Origin of the sequence: Streptomyces sp. NPDC059371 (assembly GCF_042751995.1) — a bacterium.
GTDB lineage: Bacteria > Actinomycetota > Actinomycetes > Streptomycetales > Streptomycetaceae > Streptomyces.
The window spans coordinates 1-14668 of the sequence record NZ_JBHYXD010000151.1 but is presented as its reverse complement, the minus strand read 5'-3'; the positions used below and the strand labels follow the sequence as shown (position 1 = coordinate 14668).

14 protein-coding genes are annotated in these 14668 nt (G+C 71.2%); 8 read left to right on the top strand and 6 right to left on the bottom strand.

The window, feature by feature from the left end; all coding sequences use genetic code 11:
- Positions 1-90: 90 nt before the first annotated feature.
- From ACFXGX_RS41285 to ACFXGX_RS41275, 3 genes are all read right to left on the bottom strand, one after another.
- Complete coding sequence (locus tag ACFXGX_RS41285) at positions 91-741, bottom strand: GNAT family N-acetyltransferase (protein ID WP_384802995.1); 651 nt, start codon at positions 739-741, stop codon at positions 91-93.
- Positions 742-997: 256 nt separating this feature from the next.
- A complete protein-coding gene (locus ACFXGX_RS41280; RefSeq protein ID WP_384802992.1) occupies positions 998-2143 on the bottom strand; it encodes a family 2 encapsulin nanocompartment cargo protein polyprenyl transferase in 1146 nt (381 codons plus the stop codon).
- A complete protein-coding gene (locus tag ACFXGX_RS41275; protein ID WP_384802989.1) occupies positions 2134-3540 on the bottom strand; it encodes a family 2B encapsulin nanocompartment shell protein in 1407 nt (468 codons plus the stop codon). Before ACFXGX_RS41275 ends, ACFXGX_RS41280 begins: the two co-directional genes overlap by 10 nt.
- Positions 3541-3800: 260 nt before the next feature.
- Here ACFXGX_RS41275 and ACFXGX_RS41270 point away from each other — a divergent pair, with 260 nt between their 5' ends.
- A complete protein-coding gene (locus ACFXGX_RS41270) occupies positions 3801-4391 on the top strand; it encodes an N-acetylmuramoyl-L-alanine amidase (RefSeq protein ID WP_384802986.1) in 591 nt (196 codons plus the stop codon).
- 221 nt (positions 4392-4612) lie between these two features.
- Positions 4613-5563, top strand: coding sequence for a 1-aminocyclopropane-1-carboxylate deaminase/D-cysteine desulfhydrase (locus tag ACFXGX_RS41265; protein ID WP_384802983.1), 951 nt, complete (start codon positions 4613-4615; stop codon positions 5561-5563).
- Here ACFXGX_RS41265 and ACFXGX_RS41260 read toward each other — a convergent pair.
- Positions 5545-7140, bottom strand: a complete 1596-nt coding sequence (locus ACFXGX_RS41260; RefSeq protein ID WP_384802980.1) for a Na+/H+ antiporter — start codon at positions 7138-7140, stop codon at positions 5545-5547. The genes ACFXGX_RS41265 and ACFXGX_RS41260 overlap by 19 nt on opposite strands.
- Positions 7141-7233: 93 nt before the next feature.
- On the opposite strand from ACFXGX_RS41260, the gene ACFXGX_RS41255 reads away from it, so the two are divergent.
- The 3 genes from ACFXGX_RS41255 to ACFXGX_RS41245 all read left to right on the top strand — a co-directional run bounded on the left by ACFXGX_RS41255 (position 7234) and on the right by ACFXGX_RS41245 (position 9392).
- Positions 7234-7494, top strand: coding sequence for a UBP-type zinc finger domain-containing protein (locus ACFXGX_RS41255; RefSeq protein ID WP_384802977.1), 261 nt, complete (start codon positions 7234-7236; stop codon positions 7492-7494).
- Between the two features lie 306 nt (positions 7495-7800).
- On the top strand, positions 7801-8214 hold the full coding sequence (locus ACFXGX_RS41250; protein WP_028802066.1) for an anti-sigma regulatory factor: 414 nt from the start codon (positions 7801-7803) through the stop codon (positions 8212-8214).
- Between the two features lie 17 nt (positions 8215-8231).
- Positions 8232-9392 carry a SigB/SigF/SigG family RNA polymerase sigma factor gene (locus ACFXGX_RS41245; protein WP_384802974.1) on the top strand — a complete coding sequence of 387 codons (1161 nt, stop codon included), beginning with the start codon at positions 8232-8234 and terminating at the stop codon, positions 9390-9392.
- A 42-nt stretch (positions 9393-9434) separates the two neighbouring features.
- On the opposite strand, the gene ACFXGX_RS41240 is transcribed toward ACFXGX_RS41245, so the two are convergent.
- A complete protein-coding gene (locus ACFXGX_RS41240) occupies positions 9435-9887 on the bottom strand; it encodes a hypothetical protein (RefSeq protein ID WP_384802971.1) in 453 nt (150 codons plus the stop codon).
- A 170-nt stretch (positions 9888-10057) separates the two neighbouring features.
- On the opposite strand from ACFXGX_RS41240, the gene ACFXGX_RS41235 reads away from it, so the two are divergent.
- Both ACFXGX_RS41235 and ACFXGX_RS41230 read left to right on the top strand, forming a co-directional pair.
- Complete coding sequence (locus tag ACFXGX_RS41235) at positions 10058-11026, top strand: diacylglycerol/lipid kinase family protein (RefSeq protein ID WP_384802968.1); 969 nt, start codon at positions 10058-10060, stop codon at positions 11024-11026.
- Between the two features lie 318 nt (positions 11027-11344).
- On the top strand, positions 11345-11602 hold the full coding sequence (locus tag ACFXGX_RS41230) for a WhiB family transcriptional regulator (RefSeq protein WP_006380970.1): 258 nt from the start codon (positions 11345-11347) through the stop codon (positions 11600-11602).
- A gap of 254 nt (positions 11603-11856) precedes the next feature.
- Here ACFXGX_RS41230 and ACFXGX_RS41225 read toward each other — a convergent pair whose 3' ends face one another.
- The gene (locus ACFXGX_RS41225) at positions 11857-13323 is read right to left on the bottom strand and encodes a PAS domain-containing sensor histidine kinase (protein ID WP_384802998.1); all 1467 of its coding nucleotides are present in this window, start codon (positions 13321-13323) and stop codon (positions 11857-11859) included.
- Positions 13324-13878: 555 nt separating this feature from the next.
- On the opposite strand from ACFXGX_RS41225, the gene nagB reads away from it, so the two are divergent.
- On the top strand, positions 13879-14664 hold the full coding sequence (gene nagB, locus ACFXGX_RS41220) for a glucosamine-6-phosphate deaminase (protein ID WP_384802964.1): 786 nt from the start codon (positions 13879-13881) through the stop codon (positions 14662-14664).
- Positions 14665-14668: the final 4 nt, after the last annotated feature.

The window sequence follows — 14668 nt, the reverse complement described above, 5'->3', positions numbered from 1 at the left end:
CCGGTGCGGCGAGTGGGGGTCCCCCCTGCTCGAAGAGCTTGGGGGAGCGTGCCAGGCGTCGCCGGGCAGGCGAGACTTTGCGGACACGACCTAGGCCTGGGTCCGTCCCGTCGGGCGCGGCTCGCGCCACATCGGCCACATCCGCGGGCCGTCGGGCAGGTCGAGGGGGCGGCCCGCGAGCGCGAAGCCGAGCCGTTCGTACAGGGCGCGGCTGCGGGCGTTGCTCGCCTCCAGGTAGGCGGCCAGCCCCTCGCGGTCGCAGCGGTCGAGGACCCGCTCGATCAGCGCGCCGCCGAGGCCTTCGCCCTGGCGCTCCGGCGTCACCCCGATCATCCACAGGTACGCGTGGGCCCGCCCCTCGGGGTGGATGCCGGCCGTCAGCCGGCCGATCAGCTCGACGCGTTCGTTGTCCGGGTCGACGGCCGCGCGGAGCTGCGCGGGGCCGTCCTCGTCCGCCCCGTCACCTCGGCCGTTCTCACCGTCGCCCTCGCCTTCGTGGTTCCCGCCGGCGGGGACGGACAGCCACAGGGCGCACGCCGAACCGTCCTCGGCCAGATCGATGCGCCCCTCGGCGAGCACGACATCGGTGAAGGCCGCCATCAGCCCGGGGTGCTTCGCGCGGCGCCGCGCCGGGTCGGGGAAGACCCAGTTGCTCACCGGATCGTCCTGGAAGGCCTCGTCCAGCAGCTGGACGACCAGTTCCCGGTCCGCCTCGCCCGCCACCCGGATCGCCACACCCATGACCAGCCCCACCCTTCGCCCCAACCAGCCCCGACCGTACGGCGGTTGAGCCTAGTACGCCCGCGCGCCGGCACACCGACCCCGGGGTGCGCCGAGCCGGGTCCCGGGGGTCCGGCACAGGGGCGCGGCGTGGGGTGCGGGGCCCGCACGCCGTGGGGCCGTGCGGGGCCCGCCCTCCGGAGCCGGGCACCGCACGGATGTCAGGTTCCGTGCGGAGCCCGGGGTTCCGGGGCCCTCGACCGGCCTGCCGGGCCGGTCAGTTGCTGCGGCGCGTGACGAACTCGGCGAGGGCGAGAAGGCCGCCCGCCGCCTCGGGGTCGGGAACCGCGCGGGACAGTTCGTGCATCGCCCGCGACATCCGGTCGGCCGCCTGGACCTGTGCCCAGTCACGCCCGCCCGCCCGCTCGACGGCCAGCGCCGTGCGCTCCAGCTCTCCTTCCCGGTAGGGCGCCGCGTACAGCTCGGCGAGTTCTGCGGCCGCCGGGGTGCCCGAGGTGAGCGCGGCGACCACGGGCAGCGACTTCTTGCGGACGGCGAGGTCCGCCCCGGCCGGTTTGCCGGTGCGGCCGGGGTCTCCCCAGATCCCGATCACGTCGTCGATGAGCTGGAAGGCGAGCCCCGCCTCCCGGCCGAACGCGTCGAGCGCCTCGACGTCCTCGGGGCCGGCCCCCGCGTACAGCCCCCCGATGGCGCAGGCGCTGCCGAGCAGGGCGCCCGTCTTCGCCTCGGCCATGGCGAGGCACTCGTCGAGGGTGACCTCGTCCGGGCCGAGCTTCTCCATGGCCGTGTCCGTGTGCTGTCCGGCGCACAGCTCGACGACGCAGCCCGCGAGCCGGGCGGCGGCCGCCGAGGACGCGGGGTGCGGGTCCTCGGCGAGCATCCGCAGGGCCAGGGCCTGCAGGGCGTCACCGGCGAGGATCGCGTCGGCGTCGCCGAACACGGTCCACGCGGTGGGACGGTGTCTGCGGGTGGTGTCCCGGTCCATCACGTCGTCGTGCAGCAGGGTGAAGTTGTGGATCAGCTCCACCGCTGCCGCCGCCCGCACGGCCGCCGCGTGCTGTCCGCCGAGAGCCTGGACCGCGCTCAGCACGAGCGCGGGCCGGATGGCCTTGCCGGCGTTCCCCGCCCCGGGAGTGCCGTCCGCCTGCTCCCACCCGAAGTGGTAGAGCGCGATCCGGCGCATCGAGCCCGGCAGCGAGTCGACCGCCCGGCGCAGTTCGGGGTCGACGCACGCCCGCGCCCGCTCGAGGACGACCGCCGCCTCGGAGGTATCGACCGGGCCCGGCGAGTCCGGTCCTTCCGCGGGCCTCGCACCGGGAAGGCGCCGGTCCGCGGGCCCCGGCGGACGCCGTCCGCCGGGAGTCCCGGCCGGTCCCTGCCGCGTCCGGGTCGTCACCGCCATCGGCCGATCTCGACGTTCTCCAGGATGCCGAGCGCGTCCGGCACGAGCACCGCGGCCGAGTAGTACGCCGTCACCAGGTAGGAGATGACCGCCTGTTCGTTGATGCCCATGAACCGCACCGACAGGCTCGGCTCGATCTCGTCCGGGATGCCCGCCTGCTGGAGTCCGACCACTCCTTGTTCGGCCTCGCCGGTACGCAGGGCGATGATCGAGGTCGTACGGGCGTCGCTGACCGGGATCTTGTTGCACGGGAAGATCGGCACCCCGCGCCAGGTCGGGATGCGGTTGCCGGCCACCTCGATGCTCTCGGGGACGAGCCCGCGCTTGTTCAGTTCGCGGCCGAACGCGGAGATCGCGCGCGGATGGGCGAGGAACAGCTTGGTGCCGCGGCGGCGGCTGAGCAGTTCGTCCATGTCGTCCGGGCTCGGCACGCCGTCGTGCGGCTGGAGCCGCTGCTCGTACTCGCAGTTGTTGAGCAGGCCGAACTCGCGGTTGTTGATGAGCTCGTGCTCCTGGCGCTCCTTCAACGCCTCCACGGTGAGCCGCAACTGCTGCTCGGTCTGGTTCATCGGCTGGTTGTAGAGGTCGGCCACACGGGTGTGCAGCCGCAGGACGGTCTGGGCGATGCTCAGTTCGTACTCGCGCGGGGCCGCCTCGTAGTCCACGAAGGTGCCCGGGATGTCCTGCTCGCCGGTGTGGCCGGCCGCGAGGTCGATCTCCTTCTCGCCGTACTTGTTGGTGCGCTGCGAGGGAATCGCGCGCAGTTCCCGGAGGTGTTCGTTCAGGGACTCGGAGCGCTCCGCCACCTGTTCGAGGTCCTGGCGGGGCAGCACGAGCGCGGTCACCGCCGTCACCGCGCGGGCCGTGTACTCCCAGATGGCCTCCGGGTCGATGAGTGCCTGTTCGCCGAAGTACGCGCCGTCGGCGAGGACACCGAGCACCGCGTCGCCCCCGTAGGGACCGGTGCCGATCTTCTCGACCTTGCCGTGCGCCAGGAGGAACACCTCCTCGGCCCGGTTGCCGAACGAGGCCAGCACCTCGCCCGGGGCGAACTCCCGCTGCTGGCACCGCTGGGCGAGCTCGCCCAGCACCTCGTGATCCTCGTACGACCGCAGCACGGACAGTTCTCCGAGCTCCGCGGGGATGACCTGGACGCGGTCCCCGGTCTTGACGAACGTCACGCGGCCGTCGCCCACCGAGTAGCTGAGCCGCCGGTTCACGCGGTACGTGCCACCCTGCACGTTCACCCACGGAAGCATGCGCAGCAGCCACCGTGAGCTGATCTCCTGCATCTGTGGCGCGGACTTGGTGGTGGTGGCCAGGTTCCGCGCGGCTGATGTGCCGAGACTCTGCTGCGGACGGTTCTGCTCCGCGCGGACCTCTTCGCCTACCGACATGAAAATTGCCCTCCCGGTCGTGCACTGATCTTCGCGACCAAGCCTTTCATCACGGAGTGTGCTGATGCCATTACACGAATGAGGGGGAATGGATCACTCCGGAGCTGGGCAGGGAGGGTGATTCCGCCCCGTCCCGGGGTTGACCGGATCGGCTCGCACGCTGTGCGAACGGCTGGTTCCGGCCACCCGGCCGGATATAGAAGCAGCGGTACCAGACGGCCGCGGCAGGGCGGCCGGCGTACAGCGCGAAGGAGTCGGCCATGGCATCGCCCATGTCCGCGGGCAGGTTCCTGGACCGGATCAGGGACGAAGGCGTCCACGTCGTCGAGGTCGGCGACTGGGAGCACCACAACCGCAATCACAAAGGTCCGTGGGGCCCGGTGCACGGGGTGATGATCCACCACACGGTGACCTCGGGCAGCGCGCCCACGGTCGGGCTGTGCCGCGAGGGCCGCGAGGACCTGCCCGGACCGCTGTGCCACGGGGTCATCACCAAGGACGGCGTCGTGCACCTGGTCGGCTACGGCCGCGCCAACCACGCGGGGCTCGGCGACGACGACGTGCTGCGCGCGGTGATCGCCGAGAAGGCGCTGCCGCACGACAACGAGGCGAACACCGACGGCAACCGCCACTTCTACGGCTTCGAGTGCGAGAACCTCGGCGACGGCCAGGACCCGTGGCCCGAGGTGCAGCTCGACGCCATCACCAAGGTCTCCGCCGCGATCTGCCGGTTCCACGGCTGGACGGAACGCTCGGTCATCGGCCACCTGGAGTGGCAGCCGGGGAAGGTGGACCCGCGGGGCTTCACGATGAACTCCCTGCGGGCGCGTGTCCGCGAGCTGCTGAAGTGACCTGACGCACCGAGGTCCACCACGAACACCCGAAGCGGACGGCCGACGCCACGGCCCCCCGCCCGGCCGTCCGCCGGACCGAGCACCCGGCCGCCGCCGGGACTGGGCACCGGCCGCAGCCCCCGCTCCGGCCCCGGCCCCGGCCCCGGCCCCGGCCCGAGCGTCCGGCAGTCCGTCGCCCCCGTCCGGCCGGTCCCGGACAGGTGTCCGACAATGAACGGGTGACCAGTCCTGACACCCCGCCCGGTTCCGGCGGCCCGGTACCGCGGCTTCCGTCGCCCCTGGCGGAGGTCGTGGATTCCCGGTTCACGCGTCGGGGGGTCCGGCTGGTGGTGAAGCGGGACGATCTGATCCACCCGGAGCTGATCGGCAACAAGTGGCGCAAGCTGACGCCGAACCTCGAAGCGGCGGCGGGCCGCACGCTGCTCACCTTCGGCGGGGCGTACTCGAACCATCTGCGCGCCACCGCCGCCGCGGGCCGTCTCCTCGGGCAGCCCACGGTGGGCGTGGTCCGCGGCCAGGAACTGGCCGACCGCCCCCTCAACCCCTCGCTGGCCCGCTGCGCCGCCGACGGCATGCGCCTTCACTTCGTCGACAGATCGACGTACCGGCACAAGACGGAACCCGGAACGCTGGCCGGGATCCTGCGCGCGGCGGGCGCCGAGGACTCCTATGTGGTGCCCGAGGGCGGCAGCAACGCCCTCGCCGTACGCGGCTGCCGGGCCCTCGGCGAGGAACTGCGGGACGAGGAGGGCATCGACGTGGCCGCGCTCGCCTGCGGCACCGGCGGCACCCTCGCCGGGATGGCCGCGGGCCTCGGCCCCGGCCGGCGTGCGCTGGGCATCCCGGTCCTGCGCGGGGGCTTCCTCGACGCCGGCACGACGGCTCTCCAGAGGGACGCGTTCGGCGCCCGGCGCGGAACCTGGTCCCTCGACGACCGCTTCCACTTCGGCGGCTACGCCCGCACCACACCCGAACTCGACGCCTTCGCCGCGGACTTCGAGCAGCGGCACGGACTGCCCGTCGAACGTCTCTATGTCGCCAAGATGCTCTACGGACTTGTCGCCCTCGCCGGGGAAGGGGCGTTCCCGCGCGGCACGACGGTGGCGGCGGTGATCACCGGAGCGCCGTTCCCCGCCCCGGGGACCGAACCTCAGGCCGCTTCCCGGTAGGCCGCGGCCTCCTCCAGGTCCAGCCGGCGCAGCAGCGTGCGCAGCATCTCGTCGTCGATGTAGCGGAGGTCGCGCAGCTTGACGAAGACGTCGCGCTCGGCGCCGATCATCTCGCGGGAGAGACGGCGGTAGGTGTCGTCCGCGGTCTCCCCGGTGACCGGGTTGACCGCGCCGAGCCGCTCCCAGACGGCGTTGCGGCGCCGCTCCATGACCGAGCGCAGGCGCTCGGCGAGCGGCGGCGGCAGCGCGTTGCGCTCGTCGGCGAGGAGTCCGTCGAGGCGCTCCTCGGCGGCGCGGGAGGCCTGCGCCTGGGCGTTCGCCTCGGCGAGCGTCTCGGCCTGTGTGTCGCGTCCCGGCAGTTTCAGCAGCCGGATGAGCGGGGGCAGGGTCAGGCCCTGCACGACCAGGGTGCCGATGACGGTGGTGAAGGTCAGGAAGAGGATCAGGTTGCGCTCGGGGAAGGGATCGCCGCCGTCGACGGTGAGCGGGACGGAGAAGGCGATGGCGAGCGAGACGACGCCGCGCATGCCGGCCCAGCCGATGATGAACGGCGCCTTCCAGGTCGGGTTGGCCTCGCGTTCACGGATGCGCGCCGACAGCAGGCGGGGCAGGAAGGTGGCGGGATACACCCACATGAAGCGGGTCGCGACGACGACCAGGAAGAGGGCGAGGGCGTACCAGGCGGCGGTCGTCCCCTCGTAGGCGCCGAGGCCCTTGAGGACGACCGGGAGCTGGAGTCCGATCAGTGCGAACACCGCGGACTCCAGGACGAACGCAACCATCTTCCACACCGCCTCCTCCTGGAGCCGGGTCGCGAAGTCCACCTCCCAGGAGCGGTGTCCGAGGTAGAGCGCGACGACGACCACCGCGAGCACTCCGGAGGCGTGGAACTGCTCGGCGATGCCGTAGGCGACGAAGGGGATCAGCAGGGAGAGGGTGTTCTGCAGGAGCGCTTCGTTCATGTGGGTGCGCAGCCAGTGGATGGGGATCATCAGCACGAGTCCGACAGCCACCCCGCCGACCGCCGCGAGCAGGAACTCGCCGATGCCGCCCGCCCAGGTCGCGCCCTCGCCGACGGCCGCGGCGAGCGCCACCTTGTAGGCGGTGATCGCGGTCGCGTCGTTCACCAGGGACTCGCCCTGAAGGATGGTGGTGAGCCGTGAGGGCAGGCCCACCCGGCGGGCCACGGCCGTGGCGGCCACCGCGTCCGGCGGTGCGACCACGGCGCCGAGGACGAGCGCCGCGGGCAGCGGCAGGCCGGGTACGAGCAGGTAGGCGGCCCAGCCGACCGCGAGGGTCGCGAAGAGGACGTAGCCGACCGACAACAGCGCGACCGGCCTGAACTGGGCCCTGAGGTCGAGATAGGAGCTGTCGGTGGCCGCCGTGTACAGCAGCGGCGGCAGCACCAGCGGGAGCACGACGTCGGGGTCGAGTTCGTAGGCGGGCACCCCGGGGACGTACGAGACCAGCAGGGCCACGGCGACGATCAGCAGGGGTGCCGGGACCGGAGTGCGGCGGGCGGCCCCGGCGACCGCCGCGCTCCCCGCGACCAGCAACAGCAGTGGCAACACGTCCATCGTCTTCCGCCCGCCCTCATTTTTTCCGCGCGGTCTCCCGCACGCCCGACAATTCCGCGCGGCATCCCGCACGCCCGACGTAACCTGGCAATCATGAAACAGTGCACGCACACCGACGCGCTGCCGCAGCCCGAACCCGCCCCCGGGAGCGAGACCTGCCTGGAGTGCGTGGCCGCCGGTACCCACCCGGTGCAGCTCCGGCTGTGTCTGGAGTGCGGGCATCTCGCCTGTTGTGACTCCTCACCGCTGCAGCACGCCTCGGGGCACCACAAGGACACCGGACATCCGATCATGCGCACGTTCGAGCAGGGGGAGAACTGGCGTTGGTGTTTCGTGGACCACGTCCTCGTCTGAGCCGTGGATCACGTACGCGTGAGCCGTGGATCACGTACGCGCGTGACTCACGATCCGGACGGTTCGAGCGTCTGACGTCTGGGTACGTCAACCCGGCGCGCGCTCTTCCTATTTGGGGCCGCAGACCTCTAGCCACTGTCCGTACTCATGGGCTTACTATGAGTGACAGCAAGGGGCGGGGTCCCCAGGACAGGAAAGTCGGGAGCGCGGTAGCGTCACCGCTGAACGACGTAGCGCGTTACCCCGGGGGGCGACCCTCGGCCCCCGAAAGAGCTCGAATGAGCTTGTACCACCATGGAGGTGAGGGTGTCCCAGATCGCAGGCGAGCCCGCGACGAAGGACTTCGTGGAAGTCCGGCTGCCCGCCGCGGGTGCCTACCTGTCGGTACTGCGCACGGCCACGGCCGGGCTGGCGGCCCGTTTGGACTTCACCCTCGACGAGATCGAGGATCTGCGCATCGCGGTGGACGAGGCCTGCGCGATCCTGCTGCAGCAGGCCGTCCCCGGTTCGGTGCTCAGCTGTGTCTTCCGGCTGATCGACGACTCACTGGAGGTCACGGTCTCGGCGCCGACCACCGACGGTCACGCTCCGTCACGTGACACTTTCGCGTGGACCGTCCTGTCGGCTCTCGCGGGCAAGGTCGATTCCAGCGTCGCCGAGGACAAGACCGTTTCGATCAGCCTCTACAAACAACGCGGCGCGGGACCCGGGCCGGCGTGAGGAACGGGGACGGGCCGGTGCGGGACGAAGAGCGCGGCACACGGGAGCCTCCCGCGGAGCGCGCCGACGGTCCGGGCGGGCCGCGGCACACGGCGGACGGCGTCGACGGCATCCCCGAACAGGCCCGGCCGCATCCGGAGATCGGCGTCTCCTCGGCGGCAGCGGCGCAGCCGGGAGCCTTCCCCGTCCGGGGAGGTCCCCCCGGTTCGAGCGCGGCCGAGGACACGGGGGAAGAGCCTCGAGCTCGGGAAATGGTGACGGGCGGGACTATGAGCGAGCACGAGCGAAACGCGGAGCAGAACGTGCAGGGCGCGCAGCACGAGCGAGAGCCCGATCAGGGCGCGCCGGGTGTGCAGGAGGCCCATGCGCAGGAGGCCCAGCAGATCCTGCACGGGCCGCGCGAGCGGCACATCCGGCACGACCCGCACGACCGCAGCGGGGCGCGGGCGATGTTCGTCGAGCTGCGCAAGCTGCAGGACGGCAGCGCCGAGTACGCGGAGCTGCGCAACCAGCTCGTCCGCATGCATCTGCCGCTCGTCGAGCACCTGGCCCGCCGCTTCCGCAACCGCGGGGAGCCGCTGGACGACCTGACCCAGGTCGCGACGATCGGGCTGATCAAGTCGGTCGACCGGTTCGACCCGGAGCGCGGTGTCGAGTTCTCGACGTACGCGACCCCGACGGTGGTCGGCGAGATCAAGCGGCACTTCCGCGACAAGGGCTGGGCGGTGCGCGTGCCGCGCCGTCTTCAGGAGCTGCGCCTCGCGCTGACCACGGCCACGGCGGAGCTCTCCCAGCTCCACGGCCGCTCCCCGACGGTCCACGAGCTGGCCGAGAAGCTGGGCATCTCGGAGGAGGAGGTCCTGGAGGGCCTGGAGTCCGCCAACGCGTACTCCACGCTGTCGCTCGACGTCCCCGACACGGACGACGAGTCCCCGGCGGTCGCGGACACCCTCGGCGCCGAGGACGAGGCGCTGGAGGGCGTCGAGTACCGCGAGTCGCTCAAGCCGCTGCTGGAGGACCTGCCTCCGCGGGAGAAGCGGATCCTGCTCCTTCGCTTCTTCGGCAACATGACGCAGTCGCAGATCGCGCAGGAGGTCGGCATCTCGCAGATGCACGTCTCGCGGCTGCTGGCCCGCACGCTGGCCCAGCTCCGGGAGAAGCTCCTCGTCGAGGAGTGAGCCGCACCGGTTCCCGTGGTGCGCGCCGGGAAGCGCGTCCCGCTACTTCTCGTCGTGCACGTCGCCGCCGGGCCCTCGGATTCCGAGGGCCCGCGTAGTTTCCGGGTTCGCCAGCAGTACCAGGGCCGTCAGCGCGACCACCGCGAGGGCGATGCCGGCGGGGATCGCGACGCTGTCGGCCTGAAGCAGGGTGTAGGCGACGGGCAGCGCCAGGATCTGGGTGGCGAGGGCCGGGCCCCGGCTCCAGGAGCGGCGCAGCAGCAGTCCGCGGGCGGCGAGCAGCGGCAGCAGCGCGAGCGCGATCAGCGTGACTCCGCCGGTGACGGCCTGCGTCCGGCTGTCGGGATCGCCGGTGAGGCCGAGGACGAGAATGCAGACGCCGCCGGCCACGAGGGCGGCCCCTTCCAGCGCGGACAGCGCCGCGGCGGCGGTCAGCCGCCCGGGACGGGCGTCGGAGTGGGGGGCGTCAGGGGCGGGATTCTGCTCACGGCTCACCCCCGAAGAGTAGCCGCCGGCATCGGAGGCCAGGGTGCCCCGGGCCCGGGAACCGCACGGCCCCGGGGGTCGCGCCGGGGCGATTCCGCACCCCCGTGCCACCTGCGGACTCTTACTGGATCCCTACCTCGGTCTGGGACGAGTACCACCCAGTAGGTACGCTGCATCGCATGCGTGCACTTCTCGTGGTCAATCCGGCGGCAACCACCACCAGTGCGCGCACGCGCGATGTGTTGATCCACGCGTTGGCCAGTGAGATGAAACTCGAAGTGGTCATGACCGAGTACCGCGGGCACGCCCGGGACCTCGGCAGACAGGCCGCGGACAGCGACGACATAGACCTGGTCGTGGCCCTCGGCGGGGACGGCACGGTCAACGAGGTCGTGAACGGTCTCCTGCACCGGGGCCCCGACCCCGAGCGCCTGCCCGGTCTCGCCGTGGTCCCCGGCGGCTCCACCAACGTCTTCGCCCGCGCCCTGGGCCTGCCGAACGATCCCGTGGAGGCGACCGGCGCCCTGCTGGACGCGCTGCGCGAGGAGCGCGAGCGCACGGTCGGCCTCGGTCTGGCCGCGGGCACGCCCGGCACCGAGGACGAGTCCGTCCCCTCCCGCTGGTTCACCTTCTGCGCCGGTCTCGGCTTCGACGCCGGGGTGGTGGGCCGGGTCGAACAGCAGCGCGAACTTGGCAGGCGCTCCACTCATGCGCTGTATCTGCGCCAAGTGCTGCGGCAGTTTCTGGACGATCCGCACCGCCGGCACGGAGTGATCACCCTGGAGCGCCCCGGCGCCGACCCGGTCACCGATCTGGTCCTGTCGATCATCTGCAACACCTCGCCATGGACGTTTCTCGGCAATCGTCCGGTGTACGCGGCGCCTAAGGCCTCGTTCGATACCGGACTCGACGTACTCGCGCTCAGCCGCATGTCGACGCCCGCGGTCGCCCGGTATGCCACCCAGTTGCTCACTTCGTCCCCTGAGCGTGGACCCCACGGCAAGCACGCCGTCACTCTGCATGACCTGGCGGACTTCACCTTGCATTCGAAGGTTCCACTCCCCCTTCAGATGGACGGTGACCATCTGGGACTGCGTACGAGCGTGACGTTCACAGGCGTACGCCGTGCACTGCGTGTGATTGTGTGAGCGGAAGGGGCCAAACTCCTTTCACTCGAACGTTTAGACCACGGTCCACCCCATGGAAGTACGGCTGTGACTCAGCCGACACCGAGGAATCAAAAAAAACTTTCCGGAAGGGGTTGTATCCGCCGCTGAGGTTTGCGAGTCTCTACGTGGCGCTCGGGACGGCCCGCAACATCGGCCCCACAGAGCACCGGAACCCCTCCTCAAATCTTAGGACCACACCAGTCCGTCTGGTTGTCGGCCCTTCACTTGTTGAGGGATTCGTGAAAGCGTTCACATTCACAAGCAACGTGCATGTAATACCAAGGAGAGGTAGCAGCCATGGACTGGCGTCACAACGCCGTTTGCCGCGAGGAAGACCCCGAGCTCTTCTTCCCCATCGGCAACACCGGTCCTGCGCTGCTGCAGATCGAGGAAGCCAAGGCCGTCTGCCGCCGCTGCCCCGTCATGGAGCAGTGCCTGCAGTGGGCGCTCGAGTCCGGCCAGGACTCCGGCGTCTGGGGTGGCCTCAGCGAGGACGAGCGCCGCGCAATGAAGCGCCGTGCCGCCCGCAACCGAGCTCGTCAGGCCACCGCCTGACGTTCCACCCCGCACGAGCCTGAGCTTGGCGGCGCGTACAGCGAGTACGCAACTCCCGCCCCCGAGCCGCAGCGCGCAGTACCCCGATGCGCTTGATGCAACGAGCTTTCAGCCCCGGACCACCTGGTGGTCCGGGGCTCATTGCTGTTCGCGTCCGGAATCGTTCACGGTGAGTGACGAGCCTCCGTGGAGCGCCGACAGCCCCCGCGCGCAGGCCACTTGTGCGGCTCGTACGCGCATCGGGCGCGGACCGGTCACTTGGGCACGACGACCGGGATGTCCAGGAGCACCCGGGTACCGCGCCCGGGAGCGGGCACCATGTCGAAGCTGCCGCCCAACTCGCCCTCCACCAGCGTCCGTACGATCTGGAGGCCGAGGTTGCCCGAGCGGTGCGGGTCGAAGCCCTCGGGCAGTCCGACCCCGTCGTCCTGCACGGTGACCAGCAGCCGGGCTTCCTTGGAGGTGCCGCCGCGCACCGCGGAGACCTCGACGGTGCCCCGGTCGCCCTCGCGGAAGCCGTGCTCCAGCGCGTTCTGCAGGATCTCGGTGAGGACCATGGAGAGCGGGGTCGCGACCTCGGCGTCCAGGATGCCGAAGCGCCCGGTGCGCCGGCCGGTGACCTTGCCCGGCGAGATCTCGGCGACCATGGCGAGCACCCGGTCGGCGATCTCGTCGAACTCCACCCGCTCGTCCAGGTTCTGGGAGAGCGTCTCGTGCACGATCGCGATCGAGCCGACCCGGCGAACGGCCTCCTCCAGGGCTTCCCGGCCCCGGTCCGACTCGATGCGCCGGGCCTGGAGCCGCAGCAGGGCGGCCACCGTCTGGAGGTTGTTCTTCACCCGGTGGTGGATCTCCCGGATGGTGGCGTCCTTGGTGATCAATTCGCGCTCGCGGCGGCGCAGTTCGGTGACATCGCGGAGCAGGACCAGGGAACCGACGCGGGTGCCCTTGGGCTTGAGCGGGATCGCCCGGAGCTGGATCACCCCGTCGGCGCTCTCGATCTCGAACTCGCGGGGCGCCCAGCCGCTGGCGACCTTCGACAGCGCCTCGTCCACCGGGCCCCGGGACGGGGCGAGTTCGGCGGTCGTGGAGCCGAGGTTGTGCCCCACCAGGTCGGAGGCAAGACCGATACGGTGGTACGCCGAGAGCGCGTTCGGCGAGGCGTACTGGACGATGCCGTCCGCGTCGAGGCGGATCAGTCCGTCGCCGACCCTGGGCGAGGCGTCCATGTCGACCTGCTGGTCGGGGAACGGGAAGGTCCCCGCCGCGATCATCTGCGCGAGGTCGGAGGCGCTCTGCAGATACGTCAGTTCGAGGCGGCTCGGGGTGCGCACGGTGAGCAGGTTGGTGTTGCGCGCGATGACACCGAGGACACGGCCCTCACGTCGTACGGGAATGGACTCGACCCGGACGGGCACCTCCTCGCGCCACTCGGGATCGCCCTCGCGCACGATCCGGCCCTCGTCGAGCGCCGCGTCCAGCAGGGGGCGGCGGCCGCGCGGGACCAGATGGCCGACCATGTCGTCCTGGTACGAGGTGGGCCCGGTGTTGGGGCGCATCTGGGCGACCGAGACGTAGCGGGTGCCGTCGCGCGTGGGAACCCACAGGACGAGGTCGGCGAAGGAGAGGTCGGAGAGCAGCTGCCACTCCGAGACCAGCAGATGCAGCCACTCGAGGTCGGAGTCGTCGAGGGCTGTGTGCTGGCGTACGAGGTCGTTCATGGAGGGCACGTGTGCGAGCGTACCCGGAGGATCCGACAGGTCCCGAAATCGGCCGCGCGTCCGGGGCTCCGGAGGGGCGCCGGGCGCCCCCGGAAACACCCGCGGGCCGCGGCGCCTGAGAGGGACCCTCAGCCCTCCCGGCACCGCAGCCCGGAGCAACAACGGCCGTGGGGTGTGCGGTCCCGGTCGGCCGAAGAGAGGAGCCGGTGCAGTCAGGGCAGAGAGCGCCGGTTCCTCGGTCCGTCTTCCTGTGCGGGGAAGACGGAGGCTTGTTCAGTTTCTCAGAGCATTGTGGACTAGACCATGGTTTCGCGTCCATGCGTCGGCGGTCGTGTCCGAGCCGCGTCCGCACCCCCTGGACCTACGGTTGCTGTTCACCGTCCGCTCATCCAACACCAGGAACTCCCCCCAGGCTATCCCGCTTCGGTCCTTGATTCGGGCCGGGCGCCGGGGCGACGCGAGGGTGACGCTCTGCTAGATTGGTCTATACCACATGTGTCCCCCTTCGGATTCGGATGCGTTCCCGAGTCCCTTCTCCAGATCGGCAGGCCCAGCGTGGAAGTTGTCATCGTCCCGGACGCCAAGGCGGGCGGCGAGCTGATCGCCGAGGCCATGGCGGAACTGCTCCGGCGCAAGCCCGAGGCGCTTCTCGGCGTGGCCACCGGCTCGACGCCGCTGCCCATCTACGCGGCGCTGGCGGCCAAGGTGGGTTCCGGTGCCGTGGACGCCTCGGGCGCGCGCATCGCCCAGCTCGACGAGTACGTGGGGCTGCCGGCCGAGCACCCCGAGTCCTACCGCTCCGTGCTGCGGCGCGAGGTGCTGGAGCCGCTGGGCATCGGCATGGACGCCTTCATGGGGCCCGACGGCACGGCGGCGGACGTCCAGGCCGCGTGCGAGGCGTACGACAGGGCGCTGACGGCGGCCGGCGGGGTCGACCTCCAGTTGCTGGGCATCGGCACGGACGGGCACATCGGGTTCAACGAACCGTGCTCCTCGCTCGCCTCGCGGACCCGCATCAAGACGCTGACCGAGCAGACCCGGGTGGACAACGCGCGGTTCTTCGACGGCGACATCGGGCAGGTGCCGCACCACGTCATCACCCAGGGCATCGGCACGATCCTGGAGGCGCGGCACCTGGTGCTGCTCGCGACCGGCGAGGGCAAGGCGGACGCGGTGGCCGCGACGGTCGAGGGGCCGGTCGCGGCGGTCTGCCCGGCGTCGGCACTGCAGCTGCACCCGCACGCGACGGTGGTCGTCGACGACGCCGCCGCCTCCAAGCTGAAGCTCGGGGACTACTTCCGGCAGACGTTCGCCGCCAAGCCGGAGTGGCAGGGGATCTGACGGG

Excerpts from the sequence above, each read along its gene's own strand:
- ACFXGX_RS41280 (WP_384802992.1), bottom strand. The coding sequence starts at position 2,143 with ATGGCGGTGACGACCCGGACGCGGCAGGGACCGGCCGGGACTCCCGGC.
- ACFXGX_RS41260 (WP_384802980.1), bottom strand. The coding sequence starts at position 7,140 with ATGGACGTGTTGCCACTGCTGTTGCTGGTCGCGGGGAGCGCGGCGGTC.
- ACFXGX_RS41270 (WP_384802986.1), top strand. The coding sequence starts at position 3,801 with ATGGCATCGCCCATGTCCGCGGGCAGGTTCCTGGACCGGATCAGGGAC.
- ACFXGX_RS41225 (WP_384802998.1), bottom strand. The coding sequence starts at position 13,323 with ATGAACGACCTCGTACGCCAGCACACAGCCCTCGACGACTCCGACCTC.
- ACFXGX_RS41255 (WP_384802977.1), top strand. The coding sequence starts at position 7,234 with ATGAAACAGTGCACGCACACCGACGCGCTGCCGCAGCCCGAACCCGCC.
- ACFXGX_RS41275 (WP_384802989.1), bottom strand. The coding sequence starts at position 3,540 with ATGTCGGTAGGCGAAGAGGTCCGCGCGGAGCAGAACCGTCCGCAGCAG.
- ACFXGX_RS41285 (WP_384802995.1), bottom strand. The coding sequence starts at position 741 with ATGGGTGTGGCGATCCGGGTGGCGGGCGAGGCGGACCGGGAACTGGTC.
- ACFXGX_RS41235 (WP_384802968.1), top strand. The coding sequence starts at position 10,058 with ATGCGTGCACTTCTCGTGGTCAATCCGGCGGCAACCACCACCAGTGCG.
- ACFXGX_RS41230 (WP_006380970.1), top strand. The coding sequence starts at position 11,345 with ATGGACTGGCGTCACAACGCCGTTTGCCGCGAGGAAGACCCCGAGCTC.